Origin of the sequence: Nocardioides nanhaiensis, assembly GCF_039542785.1 — a bacterium.
Taxonomy (GTDB): Bacteria; Actinomycetota; Actinomycetes; order Propionibacteriales; family Nocardioidaceae; genus Nocardioides; species Nocardioides nanhaiensis.
The window spans coordinates 431,972-450,338 of the sequence record NZ_BAABIM010000001.1 but is presented as its reverse complement, the minus strand read 5'-3'; the positions used below and the strand labels follow the sequence as shown (position 1 = coordinate 450,338).

Below are 18,367 nucleotides of genomic sequence, written 5' to 3'. Positions count from 1 at the left end.
GGCAGCCACCGTAGTGCGTGCGGGCGTCGCACCGGTCCGTACCATCGCCCCGCGGGCACCGCCTGCAGGATTGGCCGCCGACGCAGAGGGGAACACCACCCAGCATGCCCCAGCTGCCCCGCGCCGGAGAGACCTTCGGCCGCTACCGCATCGACCGCCAGCTGGGCGAGGGCGGCATGGGTGTGGTGCACGCAGCCACCGACACGGTGCTCGACCGCCCCGTCGCCCTCAAGGTGATGTCGGCGCACCTGGGCCTGGCGGCCACCGAGGGCACCGCGGGCCACGAGGAGTTCCTCAAGCGCTTCGAGCGCGAGGCGGCCCTGCTGGCGCGCCTCGACAGCCCGCACGTGATCGGCATCTTCGAGGCCGGCGAGCACGACGGCTGCCCGTTCATCGCCACCCAGCTCGTGGGCGGCGGCGACCTCGGCGCCCTGATCGCGCGCCGCGGGCCGATGCCGCCGGTGCTCGCCGCGACCGTCTGCGCGCAGGTGGCCGACGCCCTGGCCGACGCGCACGCGGCCGGCGTCGTGCACCGCGACGTCAAACCCACCAACGTGCTGCTCCGCGACGCCGACGACCCGGACCTGCACGCCTACCTGTGCGACTTCGGCATCGCCCGCAGCGCCGACGACGGCGGCCTCACGGCGGCGGGCGCCGTCTCCGGCACCTGGACCTACCTGGCCCCGGAGTGCGGTCAGGGCCGCCCGGCCACCCCCTCCTCCGACCTGTACTCGGTGGGCTGCCTGCTGTGGGCCACGCTCACCGGCCAGCCGCCGTTTCGGGGCACCGACGTGGAGGTGGCGGTGGCCCACCAGCGGGCGCCGGTGCCCCAGCTGGAGACCGGTGGCGCCGGCGGCACCGGCGACCCCTTCCTCGAGCAGGTCAACGCCGTGCTCCGGGCCACGCTCGCCAAGGACCCCGCCGAGCGCCTCCCCGACGCCGGCACGCTGCGCGGCGCCCTGCTGGCGCTCGCCCAGACTCCGCCCCCGACCCTGCCGGTGCGTCCGCAGCTGCCCGCCGGCGCGGGGGGCCCGGTCGGGCGTCCCGCCACCGGCCCCGGCTCCACCACGGGCGGGCTGACGCCCGGGACCCCCGGACCGCTCACGCCGGGCGCCTTCCCTCCGCCCACCTCGCCGGGTGCGTCGTCACCTCGCCGTCGCGCCTGGGCCGTGGCCGGGGCGGCGCTCGCCGTGCTCGCGGTGGTGGGCGGCGTGGTCGCGGTGACGACACTGGGCGGCGGCGAGGACCCCGCGCGCACCGGCGGTGTCGAGGGCAGCACCGCTCCCGGCGGGGGGCCGACCGAGAGCCCGACCGAGAGCTCGAGCGGCAGCCCGACCGAGAGCCCGACCGAGAGCCCGACCGAGAGCCCGACCGAGAGCGCAGCTCCCACACCGACGAGCGGCGCCGGGCGCCGAGGCGACCTCGACGACGACGGCTTCGGCGACCTGGTGGTGCTCGACAGCACGCGAGACAGCAACGTGAGCACCACCTGGCTCTCCGACGGCACGAGCCTGAGCGAGCAGGAGACCGTCACCCTGCCCTCGGCGAAGGGCTTCAAGAGCCGCGACCAGGTGCTCGCCGACACCGACGGCGACGGCGTCGCCGAGCTGCTCGAGATCACCCAGCGCGACCGTCCGGGTGCGCCCGTGCAGGTGCGTGCCGTCCCCACCGACGGCAGCGCGCCCGGTCCGGTCGCGGAGATGGCCCCGCTCGCCGGCGAGGAGGAGTACGTGACCTACTACCCGGGCGACGTGGACGGCGACGGCCGCGACGACCTCACGATCGCCGTCTGGGCCGAGGACGAGCCGTTCGACTACTTCGTCTCGCTCGCCACCGACGACGGCTTCACCGACCCGCGGCCCGCGCTGCAGACGCAGGGCATCAGCTACGACGCCAGCGACACCGAGGTCGGCGACGTGGACGGCGACGGTCGCGTCGACGTCGTCGTGATCACCACCGTGGAGCGGCCGCAGTACAGCTACCGGACCAACGTGACCGTCTACTCCGGCGACGGCCGCCGCTTCACCGCACGGACCCGCGGCGGCTCCCCGGAGCGCGACTTCGTCACCGGTCTGGCGCCCCAGCCGCTGATGGCCGACACCGACGGCGACGGCGACCAGGAGGTGCTGCTCGCCGACGTCTACGCCTCGGGCGGCGTCACCCCGGTGCACCTGATGGACGACCGGGACGGCCGCCTCTCGGCCCCGCGGGTCGCCGGTCTGGTGGAGGACTTCGACATGGCCATCACCGTGAGTGACGTGAACGGTGACGGCCTCGACGACCTGGTCCAGCTGCACCAGCGCGAAGCCAACTCGCGGCCGGTGCTCGTCTCTGCGGTGCTCGCACGCGAGAGCGGCGATCTCGCCGCACCGCAGCTATGGGGTCGCTACCGGCTCCCGGCCGACGGCGACGCCTACCTCACGCTCGGCGGGGAGAGCTTCCCGTGAGCGGTGCTCCGACGCCGGGCAGCACCTTCGGTCCCTACCGGGTGGAGCGCCTGCTCGGGCACGGCGGCATGGGTGCCGTCTTCCTGGCGCACGACCCGCGGCTGAACCGGCCGGTCGCGCTCAAGGTGCTGCTCGAGCGGCACGCGCAGGAGGAGACCTACCTGCGTCGCTTCCAGCGCGAGGCCGCCGTCATGGCGCGGCTCGACTCTCCGCACGTGCTCAGTGTCTTCGACCACGGCGTCATCGACGGCTGGCCCTACCTGGTGACGCAGTACGCCGCCGGTGGGGACCTGGCCACCCTGCTGGCCGAGCGCGGCCCGCTGCCGCCGGCCCTGGCCGCCCGGGTCTGCAGCCAGGTGGCCGACGCGCTCGCCGCCGCGCACGCCGTGGGCGTCGTGCACCGCGACGTCAAGGCCGCCAACGTGCTGGTGCGCGACGCCTCCCCCGAGCAGGCCGGCAGGATCCACGTCTACCTGGGCGACTTCGGCGTCGCCCACGACTCCTCCGGCGGCCTGACGACGGCCGGCGCGGTCGCGGGCACCTGGAACTACCTGGCGCCGGAGCGGGCCGAGGGGTCCGCGGGGACCCCGCTGACCGACGTCTACTCGGTGGGATGCCTGTTCTGGGAGACCCTCACCGGTCGACCGCCCTACGCCGGCAGCGACGTGGAGGTGGCGATGGCGCACCTCACCGAACCGGTGCCGCAGCTCGCCGCGGCCGACGCGACCTCGCAGCGGGCCGACACCGTGCTGGCGCGCGCGATGGCCAAGGACCCCGCACACCGGCCGGCGTCGGCGCTGGCCCTGCGCGAGGAGCTGCGCGCGCTCGTGCCCCCCGCGGTCGCCCCCTCGTTCAGCGGCGGGCCCGCGCTGGGCGCCGGTGGGCCCGCCGCGGGGTCAGGACGACGCGGTCGCGGGCTGCTGGCGGGCGCCCTCGCGCTGGTGCTGGTGGCCGGCGGCGTCACCGCCGGCGTGCTCCTGACCCGTGACGACGAGCCTGCCCCCACCGCCGGGACGGGCACCTCCCCCGACGCGGAGGGCGACCCGGACGACGCTGGGACCACCGCGCCCCCCGCACCCGAGCCCGCCCCCGCCGTCACCGGGGACCTCGACGGTGACGGGCTGGGCGACGTGGGCTACCTCGACCGGGATCGCGGCGTCCTGCTCACCTGGCGCTCGACCGGCAGCGAGCTCACCGCGCCGCAGGGCGCGGCGGGCCGGCGTCCGGTGGAGGCGGACGCGTTGGCCGGCGACCTGGACGGCGACGGCGGCGAGGACCTCGTGGAGGTCGACGGCGACGGCGCCGTGGTGGCGGTCCGCGTACGTCGTCCGGGTCAGCCCACCGTCGCCTCGCCGGTGCCGGTGACCCCGGGCAGCAGCTTCCTGCTCGCCGACGTCACGGGCGACGGTGTGCTCGACCTGGTCGCCTCCTCGGTCCAGGAGGGGCCCCTGACGGTCACGGTGGCGGTGGGCGACGGCGCGGGCGGCTTCGGCCAGGCGAGCTCGTGGTTCGACGGCCCCGTCGACACCGGCGAGAGCGACACCGCGGTGGTGACCGCGGCCGACCTCGACGGCGACGCGGCGGCCGACCTCGTGGTGGCGGTACCCGGCGGCTCGGGTGCGCAGCTGCGGGTGCTCACGGCCGCGCGGGGTCGCTTCCGCGCCGGCGGGAGCGTGCCCGCCGCGGCGCTGCGCGACGACTCCGGGACCCTGCTGACCGCCGACCTCGCCGGCGACGGCGCCCCGGAGCTGGTCTACGTGACCAGCGGCGGCATCGAGGACGGCGTCGTGGTCTGGCCGCTGGACGGGTCGGGAGCCGGTGGGTTGGGCACCAGCATCCGGCTCCCCGTGGCGGGCGGGGGCGCGGGCGTGGGCGACGCCTACGCCGACGAGGTGGCCCTCAGCGACGTCGACGGCGACGGGCGCGACGACCTGGTGCTGGTCGCCTACGACTCCGACTTCGAGGGGCCGCGCCGCGCCGTTGTGCTCCGCTCGCTCACCGCCGAGGGTGGTCGGCCCGAGCTCGCCGCGGCCCAGGTGTGGGCCCGCGACCTGCCCGACGAGGGCTACAGCCACGTGCTCGGCCCGACCACCACCGCACAGTGGAGCGGCTACTGAGCGGGTGTCTGCTCAGATCAGCTCGTGCCGCACCACGGTGGCGGCGCGGTCGGGGCCGACGCCGACGGCGGAGATCCGCGCACCGGACATCTCCTCGACGGCCTCCACGTAGGCCTGCGCGGCGGGCGGCAGGTCGTCGAAGGAGCGGGCTCCGGAGATGTCCTCGGTCCAGCCCGGCAGGTTCTCGTAGACCGGCACGGCGTGGTGGAAGTCGGTCTGGTTGACCGGCATCTCGTCGTGGCGCACGCCGTCGACCTCGTAGGCGACGCACACCGGCACCTGCTCCAGGCCGGTGAGCACGTCGAGCTTGGTGAGCACGAAGTCGGTGACGCCGTTGACGCGGGCGGCGTAGCGGGCGATGACGGCGTCGTACCAGCCGCAGCGGCGCGGGCGACCGGTGGTGGTGCCGAACTCGGCGCCCACCGAGCGCAGGTGCTCGCCGTGCTCGTCGAAGAGCTCGGTGGGGAAAGGCCCCTCGCCCACGCGGGTCGTGTAGGCCTTGACGATGCCGATCACCTGGTCCAGACGCATGGGCGGGATTCCGGAGCCGGTGCAGGCGCCGCCGGCGGTGGCCGAGCTGGAGGTCACGAACGGGTAGGTGCCGTGGTCGACGTCGAGCAGGGTCGCCTGCCCGGCCTCGAGCAGCACGGTCTCGTCGCGGTCGAGCGCCTGGTTGAGCAGCAGGCCGGTGTCGCAGACCATGGGCGCGAGCCGGTCGGCGTGCACCAGCAGGCTCTCCACGGCCTCCTCCACGGTGACCGCGCGGCGGTTGTAGACCTTGGCGAGCAGCTGGTTCTTCAGCTCCAGCGCGCCCTCCACCTTGGCGGTGAGGATCTTCTCGTCGAAGAGGTCCTGGATCCGGATGCCGATGCGGTTCATCTTGTCGGCGTAGGTCGGGCCGATGCCGCGACCGGTGGTGCCGATGCGGCGCTTGCCGAGGAAGCGCTCGGTCACCTTGTCGAGGCTGCGGTTGTAGTCGGCGATCACGTGCGCGCTGGCGCTGACGCGCAGCTTGCTCGTGTCGACGCCGCGCGCCTCCAGGCCGTCGATCTCCTCGAAGAGGACGTCGACGTCGACCACGACGCCGTTGCCGATCACCGGGGTGCAGCCCGGCGTCAGGATCCCGCTGGGCAGCAGGTGCAGCGCGTACTTCTGGTCGCCCACCACCACGGTGTGGCCGGCGTTGTTGCCACCGTTGAACTTCACGACGTAGTCGACGCGGTGGCCGAGCAGGTCGGTGGCCTTGCCCTTACCCTCGTCGCCCCACTGGGCGCCGATGATGGCGATGGCGGGCATGGGTGTGCTCTCTTCCGTTCGCGGGTGCCCCCGCGTCGGCCGGGGACGACGAAGCCCCGGCAACAGCGTCCGGGGCTCTTGCGGCGACACGGTAGCAGGGGGCGGGGGTACCCACCGGTACCGTGGCGCCGGTGGACCCCTTGCTCGTGATCACCAATGCCGAGGCCGGCACCTCCGACCAGGAGCGGCTCGACCTCGCGCTCGAGGTGCTGCGCGAGCACACCTCGGTGGAGGTCGCGGCCACCGCCGACCCGGGCGAGCTCGACGGCGTGCTGCACCGCGCCGGGTCGCGCCGCATCGTCGTGGCCGGAGGCGACGGCAGCCTGCACGCCGTCGTGTCGTGCCTGCACAAGCGGCGCGAGCTGGAGGGCCGGGTGCTCGGGCTGCTGCCGCTCGGCACCGGCAACGACTTCGCCCGCGGCGTCGGCATCCCGCTGGAGGTGCCCGAGGCGGCCCGGGTGCTGGTCGAGGGCACACCGCAGGCGATGGACCTGATGGTCGACGAGGTCGGTCAGGTCGTCGTCAACGGCGTGCACGTGGGCGCCGGCGCGCAGGCGAGCCGCCGCTCGACCCGCTGGAAGAAGCGGTTGCGGCCCGTCGGCGTCGGCAAGCTCAACCTGGGCAAGCTCGGCTACCCCATCGGCGCCGCCATCACCGCCTGGAACCCTCCGGTGATCCGGCTGCGCGTCGAGGTCGACGGCGTCGTCGTCAACGACCTGGACTCGCCCGTGCTGCAGGTCGCGCTCGGCAACGGCAGCTCGGTGGGCGGTGGCACCGAGCTCACCCCCGACGCCGACCCCAGCGACGGCCGGATCGACGTCGTGGTCTCGCGCGCCATCGGGCCGGTCGGTCGCATCGTCTACGCGGCGCGCCTGGGCGTGGGCACCCACCTCGAGCACCCCGACGTCGACCGCTACCGCGGCCGCGAGGTCTCGATCGCCGGCGAGGAGTTCTGGTGCAGTGCCGACGGCGAGATCGACGGCCCCGAGCGGCACCGCTCCTGGCGCCTGGAGCCCGCCGCGTACTCGCTGGTGGCGCCGTCGGTGGTGCCCTGAGTCGGGACCTGCCGCCTGCTCGATAGCCTGCCAGCATGAGCGAGCAGACCCCGGGGACGCCAGCCGCCGACGAGGCCGAGCAGGAGCGCCTCACCCAGGAGGCCGTGCGCCGCGAGAAGCGTGAGCGGCTGCTGGCCGAGGGGCACGCGCCGTACCCGGTCGTGGTGCCGCGCACCCACACGCTGGCTGCCGTGCGCGAGCAGTGGGGCCACCTGGAGACGGGCGAGGAGACCCAGGACGTCGTCGGCGTCGCCGGCCGGGTGATGTTCGTGCGCAACACCGGCAAGCTCTGCTTCGCGACCCTGCAGGAGGGCGCGGGCACCCGGCTGCAGGTGATGCTCTCGCTGGCCGAGGTCGGCGAGGAGGCGCTGGAGGGCTGGAAGCGCACCGTCGACCTCGGCGACCACGTCTTCGTGGAGGGCCGGGTGATCTCCTCACGCCGCGGCGAGCTCTCGGTGATGGCCTCCTCGTGGCGGATGGCCTCCAAGGCGCTGCGACCGCTGCCGGTGCTGCACAAGGAGCTCTCCGAGGAGTCGCGGGTGCGGCAGCGGTACGCCGACCTGATCGTGCGCCAGGAGGCGCGCGACATGGTGCGCACCCGCGCCGCCATCGTCTCCGCGATCCGCCGCACCCTCGAGGAGCAGGGCTACCTCGAGATCGAGACCCCGGTGCTGCAGCTCATCCACGGCGGCGCGGCGGCCCGTCCGTTCCGCACGCACATGAACGCCTTCGACCAGGCGATGACGCTGCGCATCGCGCTCGAGCTCAACCTGAAGAAGGCCGTCGTCGGCGGCGTCGACAAGGTCTTCGAGATCGGCCGGATCTTCCGCAACGAGGGCGTCGACTCCACCCACTCCCCCGAGTTCACGATGCTCGAGTGCTACGAGGCCTACGGCGACCAGCACACGATGGCCGAGCTGATGCGCACGATGGTGCTGGCCGCCGCCGACGCCGCCGGCTCCCGGCAGGTCGAGACGCCCGCGGGCGTCGTCGACCTCGACGGCGAGTGGCGCTGGCTGCCGGTCTACGAGGGCGTCTCGGAGGCCGTCGGCACCGAGGTGACGACGTCGACCCCGGTCGAGGAGCTGCGTCGCCTCGCCGCCGAGCACGACGTCGAGCTCGACCCGGCGTGGGGCCACGACAAGATCGTGCTCGAGCTGCTCTCCGAGCTGGTGGAGCCGACGCTCGTGCAGCCCACCTTCGTGTGCGACTACCCGCCCTCGGCGCAGCCGCTGGCGCGCGCGCACCGCAGCGAGCCCGGCCTGATCGAGGCCTGGGACCTGATCATCGGCGGCGTCGAGCGCGGCACCGCGTTCTCCGAGCTGGTCGACCCGGTGGTGCAGCGCGAGGTGCTCACCGAGCAGTCGCGCCTGGCCGCCGGCGGCGACCCTGAGGCCATGCAGCTCGACGAGGACTTCCTGCGCGCCCTGGAGTACGGCGCTCCGCCCATGGGCGGCCTGGGGCTCGGCATCGACCGGCTGATCATGCTGTTCACCGGCGCCGGCATCCGCGAGACGATCCTCTTCCCGCACCTGCGGCCCGAGGCGCGCTGAGCCAGGCGCATGTTACTGACCCGCCCGACTACTAGGTGGTGTCATCGTGACCCCACCTAGTAGTCGCAACAGTCAGTAACATGCCGCGTCCGGCGCCACCGCCTGCGCAGGCTCAGCCCAGCAGCGCGTCGTAGGCCGCCGGGCTGGAGTCGCGCAGGAAGTCCGAGCAGCGCTCCCACTCCGGGGTCTCGCCGATGGCGCGGGCCGAGAGCGCGAGCAGCGCCACGCAGGTGAGGAAGCCGCGGTTGGGCTCGTGCTCCCACGGCACCGGCCCGTGACCCTTCCACCCGTTGCGGCGCAGCATGTCGAGCGAGCGGTGGTAGCCCACCCGCGAGTAGGCGTAGACCGTAACGTCGTCGGCTCCGCCGTCGCGCGCCTCGGTGGCCAGCGCGGCCCACGCCGCCGGCGACGCCGGGTGGGCGCGGACGACGTCGACCGGCGAGGCGGAGGCGAGCGCCTCGACCGCCGGGTCGACGGGCAGGTGGGTGGGCGGGGGGCCGGCCATCAGGTCCTGGTGGGTCATGCCCCCAGTGTGCCCGGCGTCCGACGACGCGGGTGCGCCGCCCTGATCCGCTCCGCCTCCTCGGCCAGCTCCGGGTGGAGGGTCGGGCCATAGCGGTCGCAGGTGGTCGCGATGTCCCGCAACAGGCGCAGCCCGGCGAGCTGCCGCCCCGGCCCGCGCACGTCCTTCCACCACAGGTCGCTGATGCCCAGCCGACGCGCAGAGATCAAGGATGCGCGCTCCTGCATCTCGCGCGCGACATCGTCGGCCGGGCGGTCCGCGAGGCCGCCGTCGCTGACCGGCCGCAGCTTCAGGACGCCGTGCACCTCGACCAGGTGGTTCCCGACCCGCAGGTCCGCCCAGTAGATCCGACCGGACCGGGTGCGCACCGGGAACTGAAGGTCGATGTCATCGAAGCCGAGCACCTGGAGCAGGTCGCGGGCCAGTGTCTCGGCGACGCTCTCCGCACCGAGGCGCGCGCGACCCACGCCCAGCCGGGCGGCCACGATCCCCGGGTAGAAGTCCATCGCCGCCATCGCCTCCTCGACGGCGGCCCGGGTCACGCCCATCTCCAGCGCTGCGTCCATCGCGACCATCGCGTGCAGCTCGCCTCGTAGCCGGCCGATGTCGGCCACGGTGCGGGCGACGTCGAGGCAGCGCATCCCGCCGACCTGCGCCACCTGCCGGGGCTGGAACCGTGCGTAGTGCCGGGCGACGCCGTCGCGCGTCCAGGCTGAGGAGTAGCCGGGTCGGGTGACGTGCACGACCGGCTCGGGCGGCGTCAAGATGCTCAGTCCGAGCTCGTGCGCCGCCGAGTCGTGGCTGAGCACCCACGAGCGGTGCATGGTGGCCACCGCGGCCCGGGCCAGCATGCGCGGGCGTTCGACGTAGGGCTCCGCTGCCTCCCAGGTCTCACCCAGGCAGTAGGCGCCGCGGCGCAGCACCCGCAGCTCGCCCGCACGCACCAGGGCGGCGATCACCGAGGGGGTCGTGCCGGTGTCGAGCAGCTGCTGACGGGTCACCACGCCGAGGTTGGCCTCGGCGCGGGCTCGGGCGTGGGTGGGCATCGTGGCGACCATGAGGCGTCACCCTGCCTGGGATGCGGCTCGCTCGGAAGTGCCTGCCGAGCGCCTGTGGAGAACGTCGGTCAGGCCGGCCGGAGGGATGGTCGTGAGCGGGCATGTTACTGACTGTTGCGACTGCTAGGACCGCTCACCACGACCCCATCTAGTAGTGCCACGGGTCAGTAACATGCGCCCGCGGCAAGCCTCAGCCCAGCGACTTGCCCGCGGCCCGCAGGTGCTCGCAGGCCTCCACGACGCGCGCGGCCATGCCCGCCTCGGCGGCCTTGCCCCAGGCGCGGGGGTCGTAGAGCTTCTTGTTGCCGACCTCGCCGTCGACCTTCAGCACGCCCTCGTAGTTGGCGAGCATGTGGCCGGCCACGGGCCGGGTGAAGGCGTACTGGGTGTCGGTGTCGACGTTCATCTTCACCACGCCGTAGTCGACGGCGTCGGCGATCTCCTGGGCCGAGGAGCCCGAGCCGCCGTGGAAGACCAGGTGGAAGGGCTTGCTGCCGGGCTCGAGACCGACCTCGGCGACGACGGCCTCCTGGGCGGCCTTGAGCACCTCGGGGCGCAGCTTGACGTTGCCGGGCTTGTAGACGCCGTGCACGTTGCCGAAGGTCAGGGCGGTCATGTAGTAGCCGCGGTCGCCGTGGCCGAGGGCCTTGACGGTGGCGATGGCGTCCTCGGGGGTGGAGTAGAGCTTCTCGTTGATCTCGTTCTCGACGCCGTCCTCCTCGCCGCCGACCACGCCCACCTCGATCTCGAGGATGATCTTGGCCTCGATGCACTTCTCCAGCAGCTCGCTGGCGATCGAGAGGTTCTCCTCCAGCGGCACCGCGGAGCCGTCCCACATGTGCGACTGGAACAGCGGCGCCTCGCCGCGCTGCACCCGCTCGCGCGAGATCTCCAGCAGCGGGCGCACGAAGCCGTCGAGCTTGTCCTGCGGGCAGTGGTCGGTGTGCAGGGCGATGTTGACCGGGTAGCTCTTGGCCACCTCGGCCGCGAACGCCGCGAACGCCACCGAGCCGGTGACCATGTTCTTCACCGAGGGGCCGGAGAAGTACTCGGCACCGCCGGTGGAGACCTGGATGATGCCGTCGGAGCCGGCGTCGGCGAAGCCCTTGAGTGCCGCGTTCAGCGTCTGCGACGACGAGACGTTGATGGCCGGGAAGGCGTACTGGCCGCTCTTGGCGGCGTCGAGCATCTCGGCGTACTTCTCAGGGGTGGCGATGGGCATCGTGCGTCTCCTCGGGGCTGCGGACCGGCCGTCGACCCCGACCCTAGTAGCAGGACAACCTCGCGCGCCCGCGCGGCGTACTAGTGGGCAGACGACGACCCGACGCACGGACCACCCGGGAGCACCCCATGGACCACCTGGACCTCAGCGACCACCTCGAGCGCCTCGCCGCCCACGAGCCGCCCGTCCGCCCCGCGCACGAGCACCTGGCGGCCGGACGGCGCGCACTGCGCCGCCGCCGCGTCGCCGAGCTCGGCGCCGTCACCGCGGTGCTGGCGGTGCTGGTCGGCGGCTGGGCCGTGGTGGGTGACGGCGGCTCCTCCCGTGCCACCGAGCCGCCGGCGGCGCCACCCACCACGTCGAGGGCTCCGATGCCGCCCCCCGAGGGCGAGTGGGCGCAGTGGCAGGACGGCGCCGTGCGACTCGCCGACGGCGTCGAGGAGCTGGACCGGATCGACGCCGGCCGCGACGGCGTCGGGCTGGAGCTGCGCGCCGGCGACGACGTCCGGTGGTACCTGGTCGACCGCCGGAGAACGACCTCGTTCGACGCCTACGTGGCCTTCGACAGCCTGGCCGACTGGGTGAGCGACCAGACCTTCCCCGGCGGCCCCGCCGCGCGCGCGGCCCTGGTGCGGCTGGCGCCCGACGGCACCCTGGCGCCGGGCCGTCCCGGCGTCGAGATCATCGAGCAGGTCGCCTCGCCCGACCTGCCGGACTCCTACGACGGCGGGAACCTGGTGACCGCCGCCGCGCTCGTGGAGGTCGACGGCGAGCGCACCTGGCTGCTCGCCCGCGACCCGGCCGCCACCGACGTCATCACCGTGGCGCTGGCGCGCGCCTCCACCCTGGACGACTTCCTCGCCTTCGCACGCGAGCGCTACGCCGACGGGCCCGGCGGCGGCAGCGAGGGCATGCTGTGAGGCGCGCCGAGCGCGAGGCGGAGTTCGTCGCCTTCGTGGAGGGCCGCCAGGCGCACCTGCGCCGGGTGGCCTACTCGCTGTGCGGCGACTGGCACCTGGCCGAGGACCTGCTGCAGATCGCGCTGGCCAAGCTCTTCGTGGCCTGGCCGCGGGTGCGGCGCGAGGGTCGCGAGGAGGCGTACGCCCGGACCGTCCTGGTGCGCACCTCCATCGACGAGCACCGCCGCCGCAGCAGGCGGCCGGAGCGCCCGGGGTTGGAGGGCCTCGACCCGGCGACGGCGCCGAGCCCCGGCCCGGAGGACCGCGACGACCTGGTCGCCGCCCTGCAGGAGCTGCCCGAGATGCAGCGCAAGGTGGTGGTGCTGCGCTACCTGCTCGACCAACCGGTCGCGGAGGTGGCTGCCGAGCTCGGCATCTCCGAGGGCACGGTCAAGAGCCACGCCTCGCGCGGCATCGGGCGGCTCCGGGAGACCGTCGGCGGTCGGCTCTAGTGCGGTTCGGGCGAATCGCGGGACAGTGTCGGCGGCACTCCCTACAGTGCTGACCGCGGCGCGGTCGAGCCCTGCACCCACCTCGTCTCTCGGGAGTCCTCGCATGCCCCTGCCACCCCGCACGGCCCCGCGCCTGGGTGCGGTCGCCGTCGCCCTGGCCGCCGCCCTCTCCCTGCTGCTCGCAGCGCCCAGCGCGCAGGCGCGCCCGCTGGCCGCCTCGGGCCCCTCGGTCGCACAGCCCGTCGGCGCCGTGGTCACCACGGCGACGGCGAGCCGCAGCGCGAGCCGCCGCAACTACCAGGTGCCGACGGTCGGGAGCTGCCACCGTCTCTCCGCTCGCGAGCTGCTCTCCTCCTACGACACCAGGCGTGCGGTGCCGTGCAGCAGCCGGCACAACCTGCGCACCCTCGCGGTCAAGCGCCTCGCCCGTCCCATCGACTACGAGGACTTCCAGACCGCGATGGCGGCGGTCGCGCCGTCCTGCGAGCGCGCCCGTGCCCGGGTGCTGGGTCGGACCGACCTGGTGCGCTCCCAGAGCGCCTACGACCTCAACCTGTTCGTGCCCACCCCGGCTCAGCGACGCCGTGGTGCCGCGTGGGTGCGCTGCGACATCGGCATCTTCGGCGGTCGCACCGTCGTCCCGCTCGACGAGGACCTCCGACTCCCCGCGGGTCGGTTGCCGCGCAGCCGACCGGGTGCCTGGACGCCCGCCGTCTCTACATCCTGACCTGCAGCCGGCCGCACAGCTTCCGCGCGGTGGGCGCCGTCCGTCTCCGCGGTGGCTTCCCGACGCCGGAGCGGGCGCGCGAGCAGGCCCGCGGCTGCAACCGGTTCATCGAGGGCCGAGGTACCTACCGCTACGCGCTGAAACCCCTCTTCCGGGCCGGCAACCGCGCGCTGGTCTGCTACGAGCAGACCCGACGGTGAGCGCGCGCGTGCTGAGCCTGACGGCGGCGCTGCTGGCCGCCCTCGTGCTGGGCTCGCCGACGCCGGCGACCTCCGCCACCTCGGTGCTCCCGCTGGCTGCGGCGTCCGCGCCGTCCGGGCCGGCCACCGCGCGCACGGCCCCGGGTCTGCCCCGGGTCGGCACCTGCCACCAGCTCTCGCGCCGCCAGAGCCAGGCCTTCTCGGACACGAAGCGAGCGGTGCCGTGCAGCGGTCGGCACAACACCCGCACCGTGTCCGTCGTGCGGGTCCCGGGCAGCGTCGACCTCGCCGACTTCGGCCAGGTCTACCGCGCGGCCGGACCGGCCTGCACCCGGGCGCGCGCCCGCGTGCTCGGCTCGTCGGTCACCCGGCGCGCGCTCACGCCCTACCTCTTCAACTTCTTCGTGCCCACGGCCGCCCAGCAGCGGCGCGGCGCCTCCTGGATCCGCTGCGACCTCGGCATCCGCGGCGCCGGCGACCGGCTGATCAGCCTCGACGAGGACCTGCGCCTGCCGGACGGCCCGCTGCCCGAGCGGCTGAGCGCCTGCGAGGACCGTCGTGGGTACGCCGTCCACTGCGGTGTCCCCCACGTGACCCGGTCCGTGGGGGCGCTGCAGGTGGGGCGCGCCTACCCCTCCCCGGCCACCGTCCAGCGCGCGGCCGTCCGCTGCCAGCGGTTCGGCGCCGGGCGCTACGACGTCGGCGTCCCCGACGAGCTGCAGTGGCGCGCGGGCAACCGGGTCCTGGTCTGCGACCTGCTCACCCGGCGCTGAGGCCGGCGCTCGGTCCGGCTCAGCCCCGCCAGACCTGCTCGCCGCCCGGGCCCGCGCCGTCCAGGTCGGCGTGCTGACGCACCCAGGTGTGCATCGCGATGGCGGCCGCGGCCGAGGCGTTGATGGAGCGCGTGGAGCCGAACTGCGCGATCGAGAACGTGCCGTCGCACGCGGCGCGCGCCGCCTCGCTCAGCCCCGGCCCCTCCTGGCCGAACAGCAGGCACACGGCGCGCGGCAGCGCGAGCGTCTCCAGCGGCCGGGCACCGGGCAGGTTGTCGATGCCGAGCAGCGGCACCCGTTCGACGCCCGACGCCAGGTGCGCGCTCAGCGTCTCGACGTCGGGGTGGTGGCGCACGTGCTGGTAGCGGTCGGTCACCATCGCTCCACGCCGGTTCCAGCGCCGGTTGCCCACGATGTGCACCTCGGCGGCCAGGAAGGCGTTGGCGGTGCGCACGATCGTGCCGATGTTGAAGTCGTGCTGCCAGTTCTCGATGGCCACGTGGAAGCCGTGCCGGCGGGTGTCGAGGTCGGCGACGATCGCCTCCAGGCGCCAGTACCGGTAGCGGTCGACAACGTTGCGGCGGTCACCGTGCTCGAGCAGCTCGGGGTCCAGGTGCGGGTCGGCGGGCCTGGGCCCCTCCCACGGGCCCACGCCCACCTCGGGACGGCCGTGCGGCATCGGGTCGTAGGGCGCCCGCGGCTCGCCCCCTGACCCGTCCACCGCCTCCGGTCCCTCCACCGACCGAAGGATAGGGGTGCCCCCGGGGGGAATCCCGATGCCGGTGCCGGTGTTCGGGGCTACCGTGACATCCGTGACCGAGATCGTGCTCCCGATGTTCCTCGGCATCGACTGGATGGACCCCCAGTGGCTGCTCGAGCGCTTCGGCGCGGAGCTGTTCTGGATCAGCCTGATCATCATCTTCGTCGAGTGCGGGCTCTTCTTCCCGTTCCTGCCCGGCGACAGCCTGCTCTTCGCCATGGGCATCTTCATCGCCACCGGCCAGATCGACCTGTTCCCCGGCTCCCGCCTGGTCGAGCTGGGCATCGCGCTGACGCTGCTGCTCGCCGCCGCCTGGCTGGGCAACGTGGTGGGCTACGAGATCGGCCGCGGGGTGGGGCAACCACTGCGCAACCGCGACGGGCGGCTGATCAAGCGCAAGCACATCGCCAGCACCGAGCGCTTCTTCGCCGAGCACGGCAAGAAGGCGCTGGTCATCGGCCGCTTCGTGGCCTTCGTGCGCACCTACGTCACCGTGGTCGCCGGCATCACCCGGATGCCGCGCCACGTCTTCTACCTGTGGAGCCTCATCGGCGGGCTCGCCTGGGTGCTCACCATCACCGCGCTGGGCTTCTTCCTCGGCGAGAACGTGCCGTGGCTCGAGCACAACATCGACGCCGCCATCCTGGCGATCCTCGCCTTCACGGCCGTGCCCATCGCGTGGGAGTGGTGGCGCCACCGTCGCGCGCACCGTCGTGCGGCCCGCGACGGCGCGGTCGGCGCCGTCGGGCCGGTGCCGGACGAGGAGCCGGACCGCGTCACACGGTGAGCCGGCGCTCCCGGATCCGCTTGATGACCCACCACGCCACGCCGAAGCCGACGACGGCGACCACGCCCCACTGCAGGTAGCCCACCACCGGTTCCACGCGGTGCCACTGCTCGCCCAGCTGGTAGCCGGCCACCACGAAGACGCTGTTCCAGATCAGGCTCCCGGCGGTCGTGAGCAGCAGGAACGTGAGCACCGGCATCCGCTCGAGTCCGGCGGGGATCGAGATCAGGCTGCGGAAGATCGGGATCATCCGCCCGAAGAACACCGCCTTGCGGCCGTGCTTGGCGAACCACTCCTCGGTGCGCAGGAAGTCGTCCTCCTTGACCAGCGGCAGCTTCTTCCACAGCCAGAAGGTGCGGTCGCGCCCGAAGCCGGCCCCGATCCCGTAGAGCACCATGGCGCCGACGACGGACCCCAGCGTGGTGAAGAAGATGGCGGTGGCGAGCGAGAAGTCGCCGCGGCTCGCGGTGAAGCCGGCCAGCGGCAGGATCGCCTCGCTCGGCAGCGGCGGGAAGAGGTTCTCCAGCGCGATCAGCAGCCCGGCCCCGGCGGGCCCGAGCCGCTCCATGACGTCGACGGCCCAGCCGGCGATGCCCGTGAGCTCCTCGGTGCCGTCGGCCGCGGCGGCCAGCGCCCACACGTGCGGCACGCGCTCAGCCCCGGGTCGCCGCGCGGGCGGCGTCGAGCTGGGCCTTGGTGAGCACCGGGCGCACCTCGAGGCCGACGTCGGCCAGCGGGTTCTCGCCCTCGGGGCTGCGGTCGATCGCGCAGCAGACCACCTCGACGACGGCGCCACCCTCGCGCAGGTGGGCGACGGCGTCGCGCACGGCCCCGCCGGTGGTGATCACGTCCTCGATGATCGTGACGCGCTTGCCGGCGAACGGCGGCCCCTCGGCCTGCTTGGCCGTGCCGTAGGTCTTGGGCTCCTTGCGCACGAAGAGCGCAGGGGTGCCCAGGATCCCGCTGACGGCGGTGGCGATCGGCACGCCGCCCAGCTCGAGCCCGGCCAGCAGCTCGGTGTCCTGCGGCAGCAGCTGCACCATCTCGCGCGCGACGCGTGCCAGCAGCAGCGGGTCGGCCTCGAAGAGGTACTTGTCGAAGTACTCGGTGCTCACCTGCCCCGAGCGGAGCGTGAACTCCCCGGTCAGGCGGCAGCAGGCGTCGATGTCGGCGGCGAGCGCGTCGTCGGTGGTGGTCACGGGCAGCACGCTACCGGCGTCGCCTGGGAGGAGCCTGATCGTGCCGGCTCGTAGGCTCGGGCGCATGCTCGCCCGACGCCTGCACGGCATCCCACCCACCATCTTCAGCGAGATGTCGGCGCTGGCGGTGCGCACGGGCGCCGTCAACCTCGGCCAGGGGTTCCCCGACGTCGACGGCCCGCCACCGGTGATCGCCGCCGCCGTCGCCGCCCTCGAGCACGGCGCCAACCAGTACGCGCCCGGCATCGGGGTCCCGGCGCTGCGCCGCGCGATCGCCGCCCACCAGCAGCGCCACTACGGCCTGCAGGTCGACCCCGACACCGAGGTCGTCGTCACCACCGGTGCCACCGAGGGCGTGGCCGCGGCGCTGCTGGGCCTGGTGGACCCCGGCGACGAGGTGGTGCTCCTCGAGCCGTTCTACGACTCCTACCCGGCGATGCTCCAGGTGGCGGGAGGGGTGCGCCGTCCCGTCACGCTGCGCGGACCCGACTACCGCCTCGACGTCGAGGAGCTGCGGGCCGCGGTCACCCCCCGCACCCGGTTCGTGCTGCTCAACACCCCGCACAACCCCACCGGCACCGTGCTGAGCCGCCCCGAGCTGCAGGCCGTGGCCGACCTCGCGATCGAGCACGACCTCGTGGTGATCACCGACGAGGTGTACGAGCACCTCACCTTCGACGACGCCGAGCACGTGCCGCTGGCCACCCTGCCCGGCATGTGGGAGCGCACGCTGACGCTCTCCAGCGCCGGCAAGTCCTACTCGTTCACCGGCTGGAAGGTCGGGTGGGCCACCGGACCCGCGCCACTGGTGCAGGCGGTGCTCGCCGCCAAGCAGTGGCTGACCTTCACCTCCGGCTCGCCGCTGCAGCCGGCGGTCGCCGTCGCACTCGAGGAGCACCCGGACTTCCCGCGCTCCCTGGCCGCGAGCCTGCGCGAGCGGCGCGACCTGCTGGTCGCCGGTCTCCGCGAGGCCGGTCTGGAGCCCACGGTGCCGCAAGGCACCTACTTCGCCAGCACCGACGTCGCCCACCTGGGGTGGGCCGACGGCGACGCCTTCTGCCGGGCACTGCCCGAGCGTGCCGGCGTCGTCGCCATCCCGGCGCAGGGCTTCTACGACCCCGACCTGCCCGCCAGCCGCGAGGCCGGGCGCCACCACGTGCGCTGGGCGTTCTGCAAGGAGCCCGCCGTCATCGCCGACGGCGTCGCACGGCTCGCCGCCGCCGACCTCACCGCCTGACC

General features: G+C 73.9%; 18 protein-coding genes. 11 read left to right on the top strand and 7 right to left on the bottom strand.

Annotated features, from left to right (window positions below; all coding sequences use genetic code 11):
• Positions 1-104: 104 nt before the first annotated feature.
• Both ABD948_RS02150 and ABD948_RS02145 read left to right on the top strand, forming a co-directional pair.
• Entirely contained in the window at positions 105-2,447 is a 2,343-nt protein-coding gene (locus ABD948_RS02150; protein ID WP_345262402.1) for a protein kinase domain-containing protein, read from the top strand.
• Positions 2,444-4,564, top strand: coding sequence for a protein kinase domain-containing protein (locus ABD948_RS02145; RefSeq protein WP_345262401.1), 2,121 nt, complete (start codon positions 2,444-2,446; stop codon positions 4,562-4,564). Before ABD948_RS02150 ends, ABD948_RS02145 begins: the two co-directional genes overlap by 4 nt.
• Before the next feature lie 12 nt (positions 4,565-4,576).
• Here ABD948_RS02145 and ABD948_RS02140 read toward each other — a convergent pair whose 3' ends face one another.
• Positions 4,577-5,860: an adenylosuccinate synthase gene (locus tag ABD948_RS02140; protein WP_345262400.1), complete on the bottom strand. Its 1,284-nt coding sequence runs from the start codon at positions 5,858-5,860 to the stop codon at positions 4,577-4,579.
• Positions 5,861-5,991: 131 nt separating this feature from the next.
• Here ABD948_RS02140 and ABD948_RS02135 point away from each other — a divergent pair, with 131 nt between their 5' ends.
• A complete protein-coding gene (locus ABD948_RS02135; RefSeq protein ID WP_345262399.1) occupies positions 5,992-6,915 on the top strand; it encodes a diacylglycerol/lipid kinase family protein in 924 nt (307 codons plus the stop codon).
• 35 nt (positions 6,916-6,950) lie between these two features.
• Positions 6,951-8,468 carry a lysine--tRNA ligase gene (gene lysS / locus ABD948_RS02130; protein WP_345262398.1) on the top strand — a complete coding sequence of 506 codons (1,518 nt, stop codon included), beginning with the start codon at positions 6,951-6,953 and terminating at the stop codon, positions 8,466-8,468.
• 112 nt (positions 8,469-8,580) lie between these two features.
• Here the strand turns inward: lysS and ABD948_RS02125 are convergent, their stop codons facing one another.
• The 3 genes from ABD948_RS02125 to fbaA all read right to left on the bottom strand — a co-directional run bounded on the left by ABD948_RS02125 (position 8,581) and on the right by fbaA (position 11,271).
• Positions 8,581-8,991: a DUF3151 domain-containing protein gene (locus ABD948_RS02125; RefSeq protein ID WP_345262397.1), complete on the bottom strand. Its 411-nt coding sequence runs from the start codon at positions 8,989-8,991 to the stop codon at positions 8,581-8,583.
• Positions 8,988-10,037, bottom strand: a complete 1,050-nt coding sequence (locus ABD948_RS02120; RefSeq protein WP_345262396.1) for a type IV toxin-antitoxin system AbiEi family antitoxin domain-containing protein — start codon at positions 10,035-10,037, stop codon at positions 8,988-8,990. The genes ABD948_RS02125 and ABD948_RS02120 overlap by 4 nt, the downstream gene beginning before the upstream one ends.
• Before the next feature lie 202 nt (positions 10,038-10,239).
• Positions 10,240-11,271, bottom strand: coding sequence for a class II fructose-bisphosphate aldolase (gene fbaA / locus ABD948_RS02115; protein ID WP_345262395.1), 1,032 nt, complete (start codon positions 11,269-11,271; stop codon positions 10,240-10,242).
• 128 nt (positions 11,272-11,399) lie between these two features.
• On the opposite strand from fbaA, the gene ABD948_RS02110 reads away from it, so the two are divergent.
• The 5 genes from ABD948_RS02110 to ABD948_RS02090 all read left to right on the top strand — a co-directional run bounded on the left by ABD948_RS02110 (position 11,400) and on the right by ABD948_RS02090 (position 14,382).
• Positions 11,400-12,191 carry a hypothetical protein gene (locus ABD948_RS02110; RefSeq protein WP_345262394.1) on the top strand — a complete coding sequence of 264 codons (792 nt, stop codon included), beginning with the start codon at positions 11,400-11,402 and terminating at the stop codon, positions 12,189-12,191.
• Positions 12,188-12,682: a SigE family RNA polymerase sigma factor gene (locus tag ABD948_RS02105; protein ID WP_345262393.1), complete on the top strand. Its 495-nt coding sequence runs from the start codon at positions 12,188-12,190 to the stop codon at positions 12,680-12,682. Before ABD948_RS02110 ends, ABD948_RS02105 begins: the two co-directional genes overlap by 4 nt.
• Before the next feature lie 103 nt (positions 12,683-12,785).
• Positions 12,786-13,409, top strand: coding sequence for a hypothetical protein (locus ABD948_RS02100; protein WP_345262392.1), 624 nt, complete (start codon positions 12,786-12,788; stop codon positions 13,407-13,409).
• A 29-nt stretch (positions 13,410-13,438) separates the two neighbouring features.
• Positions 13,439-13,609, top strand: a complete 171-nt coding sequence (locus ABD948_RS02095; RefSeq protein WP_345262391.1) for a hypothetical protein — start codon at positions 13,439-13,441, stop codon at positions 13,607-13,609.
• Positions 13,606-14,382, top strand: a complete 777-nt coding sequence (locus ABD948_RS02090; RefSeq protein WP_345262390.1) for a hypothetical protein — start codon at positions 13,606-13,608, stop codon at positions 14,380-14,382. The genes ABD948_RS02095 and ABD948_RS02090 overlap by 4 nt, the downstream gene beginning before the upstream one ends.
• 19 nt (positions 14,383-14,401) lie before the next feature.
• Here the strand turns inward: ABD948_RS02090 and ABD948_RS02085 are convergent, their stop codons facing one another.
• Entirely contained in the window at positions 14,402-15,061 is a 660-nt protein-coding gene (locus ABD948_RS02085) for a TrmH family RNA methyltransferase (RefSeq protein WP_345264439.1), read from the bottom strand.
• Positions 15,062-15,194: 133 nt separating this feature from the next.
• On the opposite strand from ABD948_RS02085, the gene ABD948_RS02080 reads away from it, so the two are divergent.
• On the top strand, positions 15,195-15,929 hold the full coding sequence (locus ABD948_RS02080) for a DedA family protein (RefSeq protein WP_345262389.1): 735 nt from the start codon (positions 15,195-15,197) through the stop codon (positions 15,927-15,929).
• Here ABD948_RS02080 and ABD948_RS02075 read toward each other — a convergent pair.
• Positions 15,919-16,578: a DedA family protein gene (locus ABD948_RS02075; RefSeq protein WP_345262388.1), complete on the bottom strand. Its 660-nt coding sequence runs from the start codon at positions 16,576-16,578 to the stop codon at positions 15,919-15,921. The genes ABD948_RS02080 and ABD948_RS02075 overlap by 11 nt on opposite strands.
• Before the next feature lie 4 nt (positions 16,579-16,582).
• Positions 16,583-17,128, bottom strand: a complete 546-nt coding sequence (gene pyrE, locus ABD948_RS02070; protein WP_345262387.1) for an orotate phosphoribosyltransferase — start codon at positions 17,126-17,128, stop codon at positions 16,583-16,585.
• 64 nt (positions 17,129-17,192) lie between these two features.
• Between pyrE and ABD948_RS02065 the strand changes: the two genes are divergently transcribed.
• Positions 17,193-18,365: a pyridoxal phosphate-dependent aminotransferase gene (locus ABD948_RS02065; RefSeq protein ID WP_345262386.1), complete on the top strand. Its 1,173-nt coding sequence runs from the start codon at positions 17,193-17,195 to the stop codon at positions 18,363-18,365.
• The last annotated feature ends 2 nt before the right edge of the window (positions 18,366-18,367 follow it).

What these genes read in the sequence shown, in the direction of transcription:
- ABD948_RS02150 (WP_345262402.1), top strand. Translation starts at nt 105, where the DNA reads ATGCCCCAGCTGCCCCGCGCCGGAGAGACCTTCGGCCGCTACCGCATC.
- ABD948_RS02120 (WP_345262396.1), bottom strand. Translation starts at nt 10,037, where the DNA reads ATGCCCACCCACGCCCGAGCCCGCGCCGAGGCCAACCTCGGCGTGGTG.
- lysS (WP_345262398.1), top strand. Translation starts at nt 6,951, where the DNA reads ATGAGCGAGCAGACCCCGGGGACGCCAGCCGCCGACGAGGCCGAGCAG.
- ABD948_RS02140 (WP_345262400.1), bottom strand. Translation starts at nt 5,860, where the DNA reads ATGCCCGCCATCGCCATCATCGGCGCCCAGTGGGGCGACGAGGGTAAG.
- ABD948_RS02110 (WP_345262394.1), top strand. Translation starts at nt 11,400, where the DNA reads ATGGACCACCTGGACCTCAGCGACCACCTCGAGCGCCTCGCCGCCCAC.
- ABD948_RS02085 (WP_345264439.1), bottom strand. Translation starts at nt 15,061, where the DNA reads ATGCCGCACGGCCGTCCCGAGGTGGGCGTGGGCCCGTGGGAGGGGCCC.
- fbaA (WP_345262395.1), bottom strand. Translation starts at nt 11,271, where the DNA reads ATGCCCATCGCCACCCCTGAGAAGTACGCCGAGATGCTCGACGCCGCC.
- ABD948_RS02100 (WP_345262392.1), top strand. Translation starts at nt 12,786, where the DNA reads ATGCCCCTGCCACCCCGCACGGCCCCGCGCCTGGGTGCGGTCGCCGTC.
- ABD948_RS02065 (WP_345262386.1), top strand. Translation starts at nt 17,193, where the DNA reads ATGCTCGCCCGACGCCTGCACGGCATCCCACCCACCATCTTCAGCGAG.
- ABD948_RS02125 (WP_345262397.1), bottom strand. Translation starts at nt 8,991, where the DNA reads ATGACCCACCAGGACCTGATGGCCGGCCCCCCGCCCACCCACCTGCCC.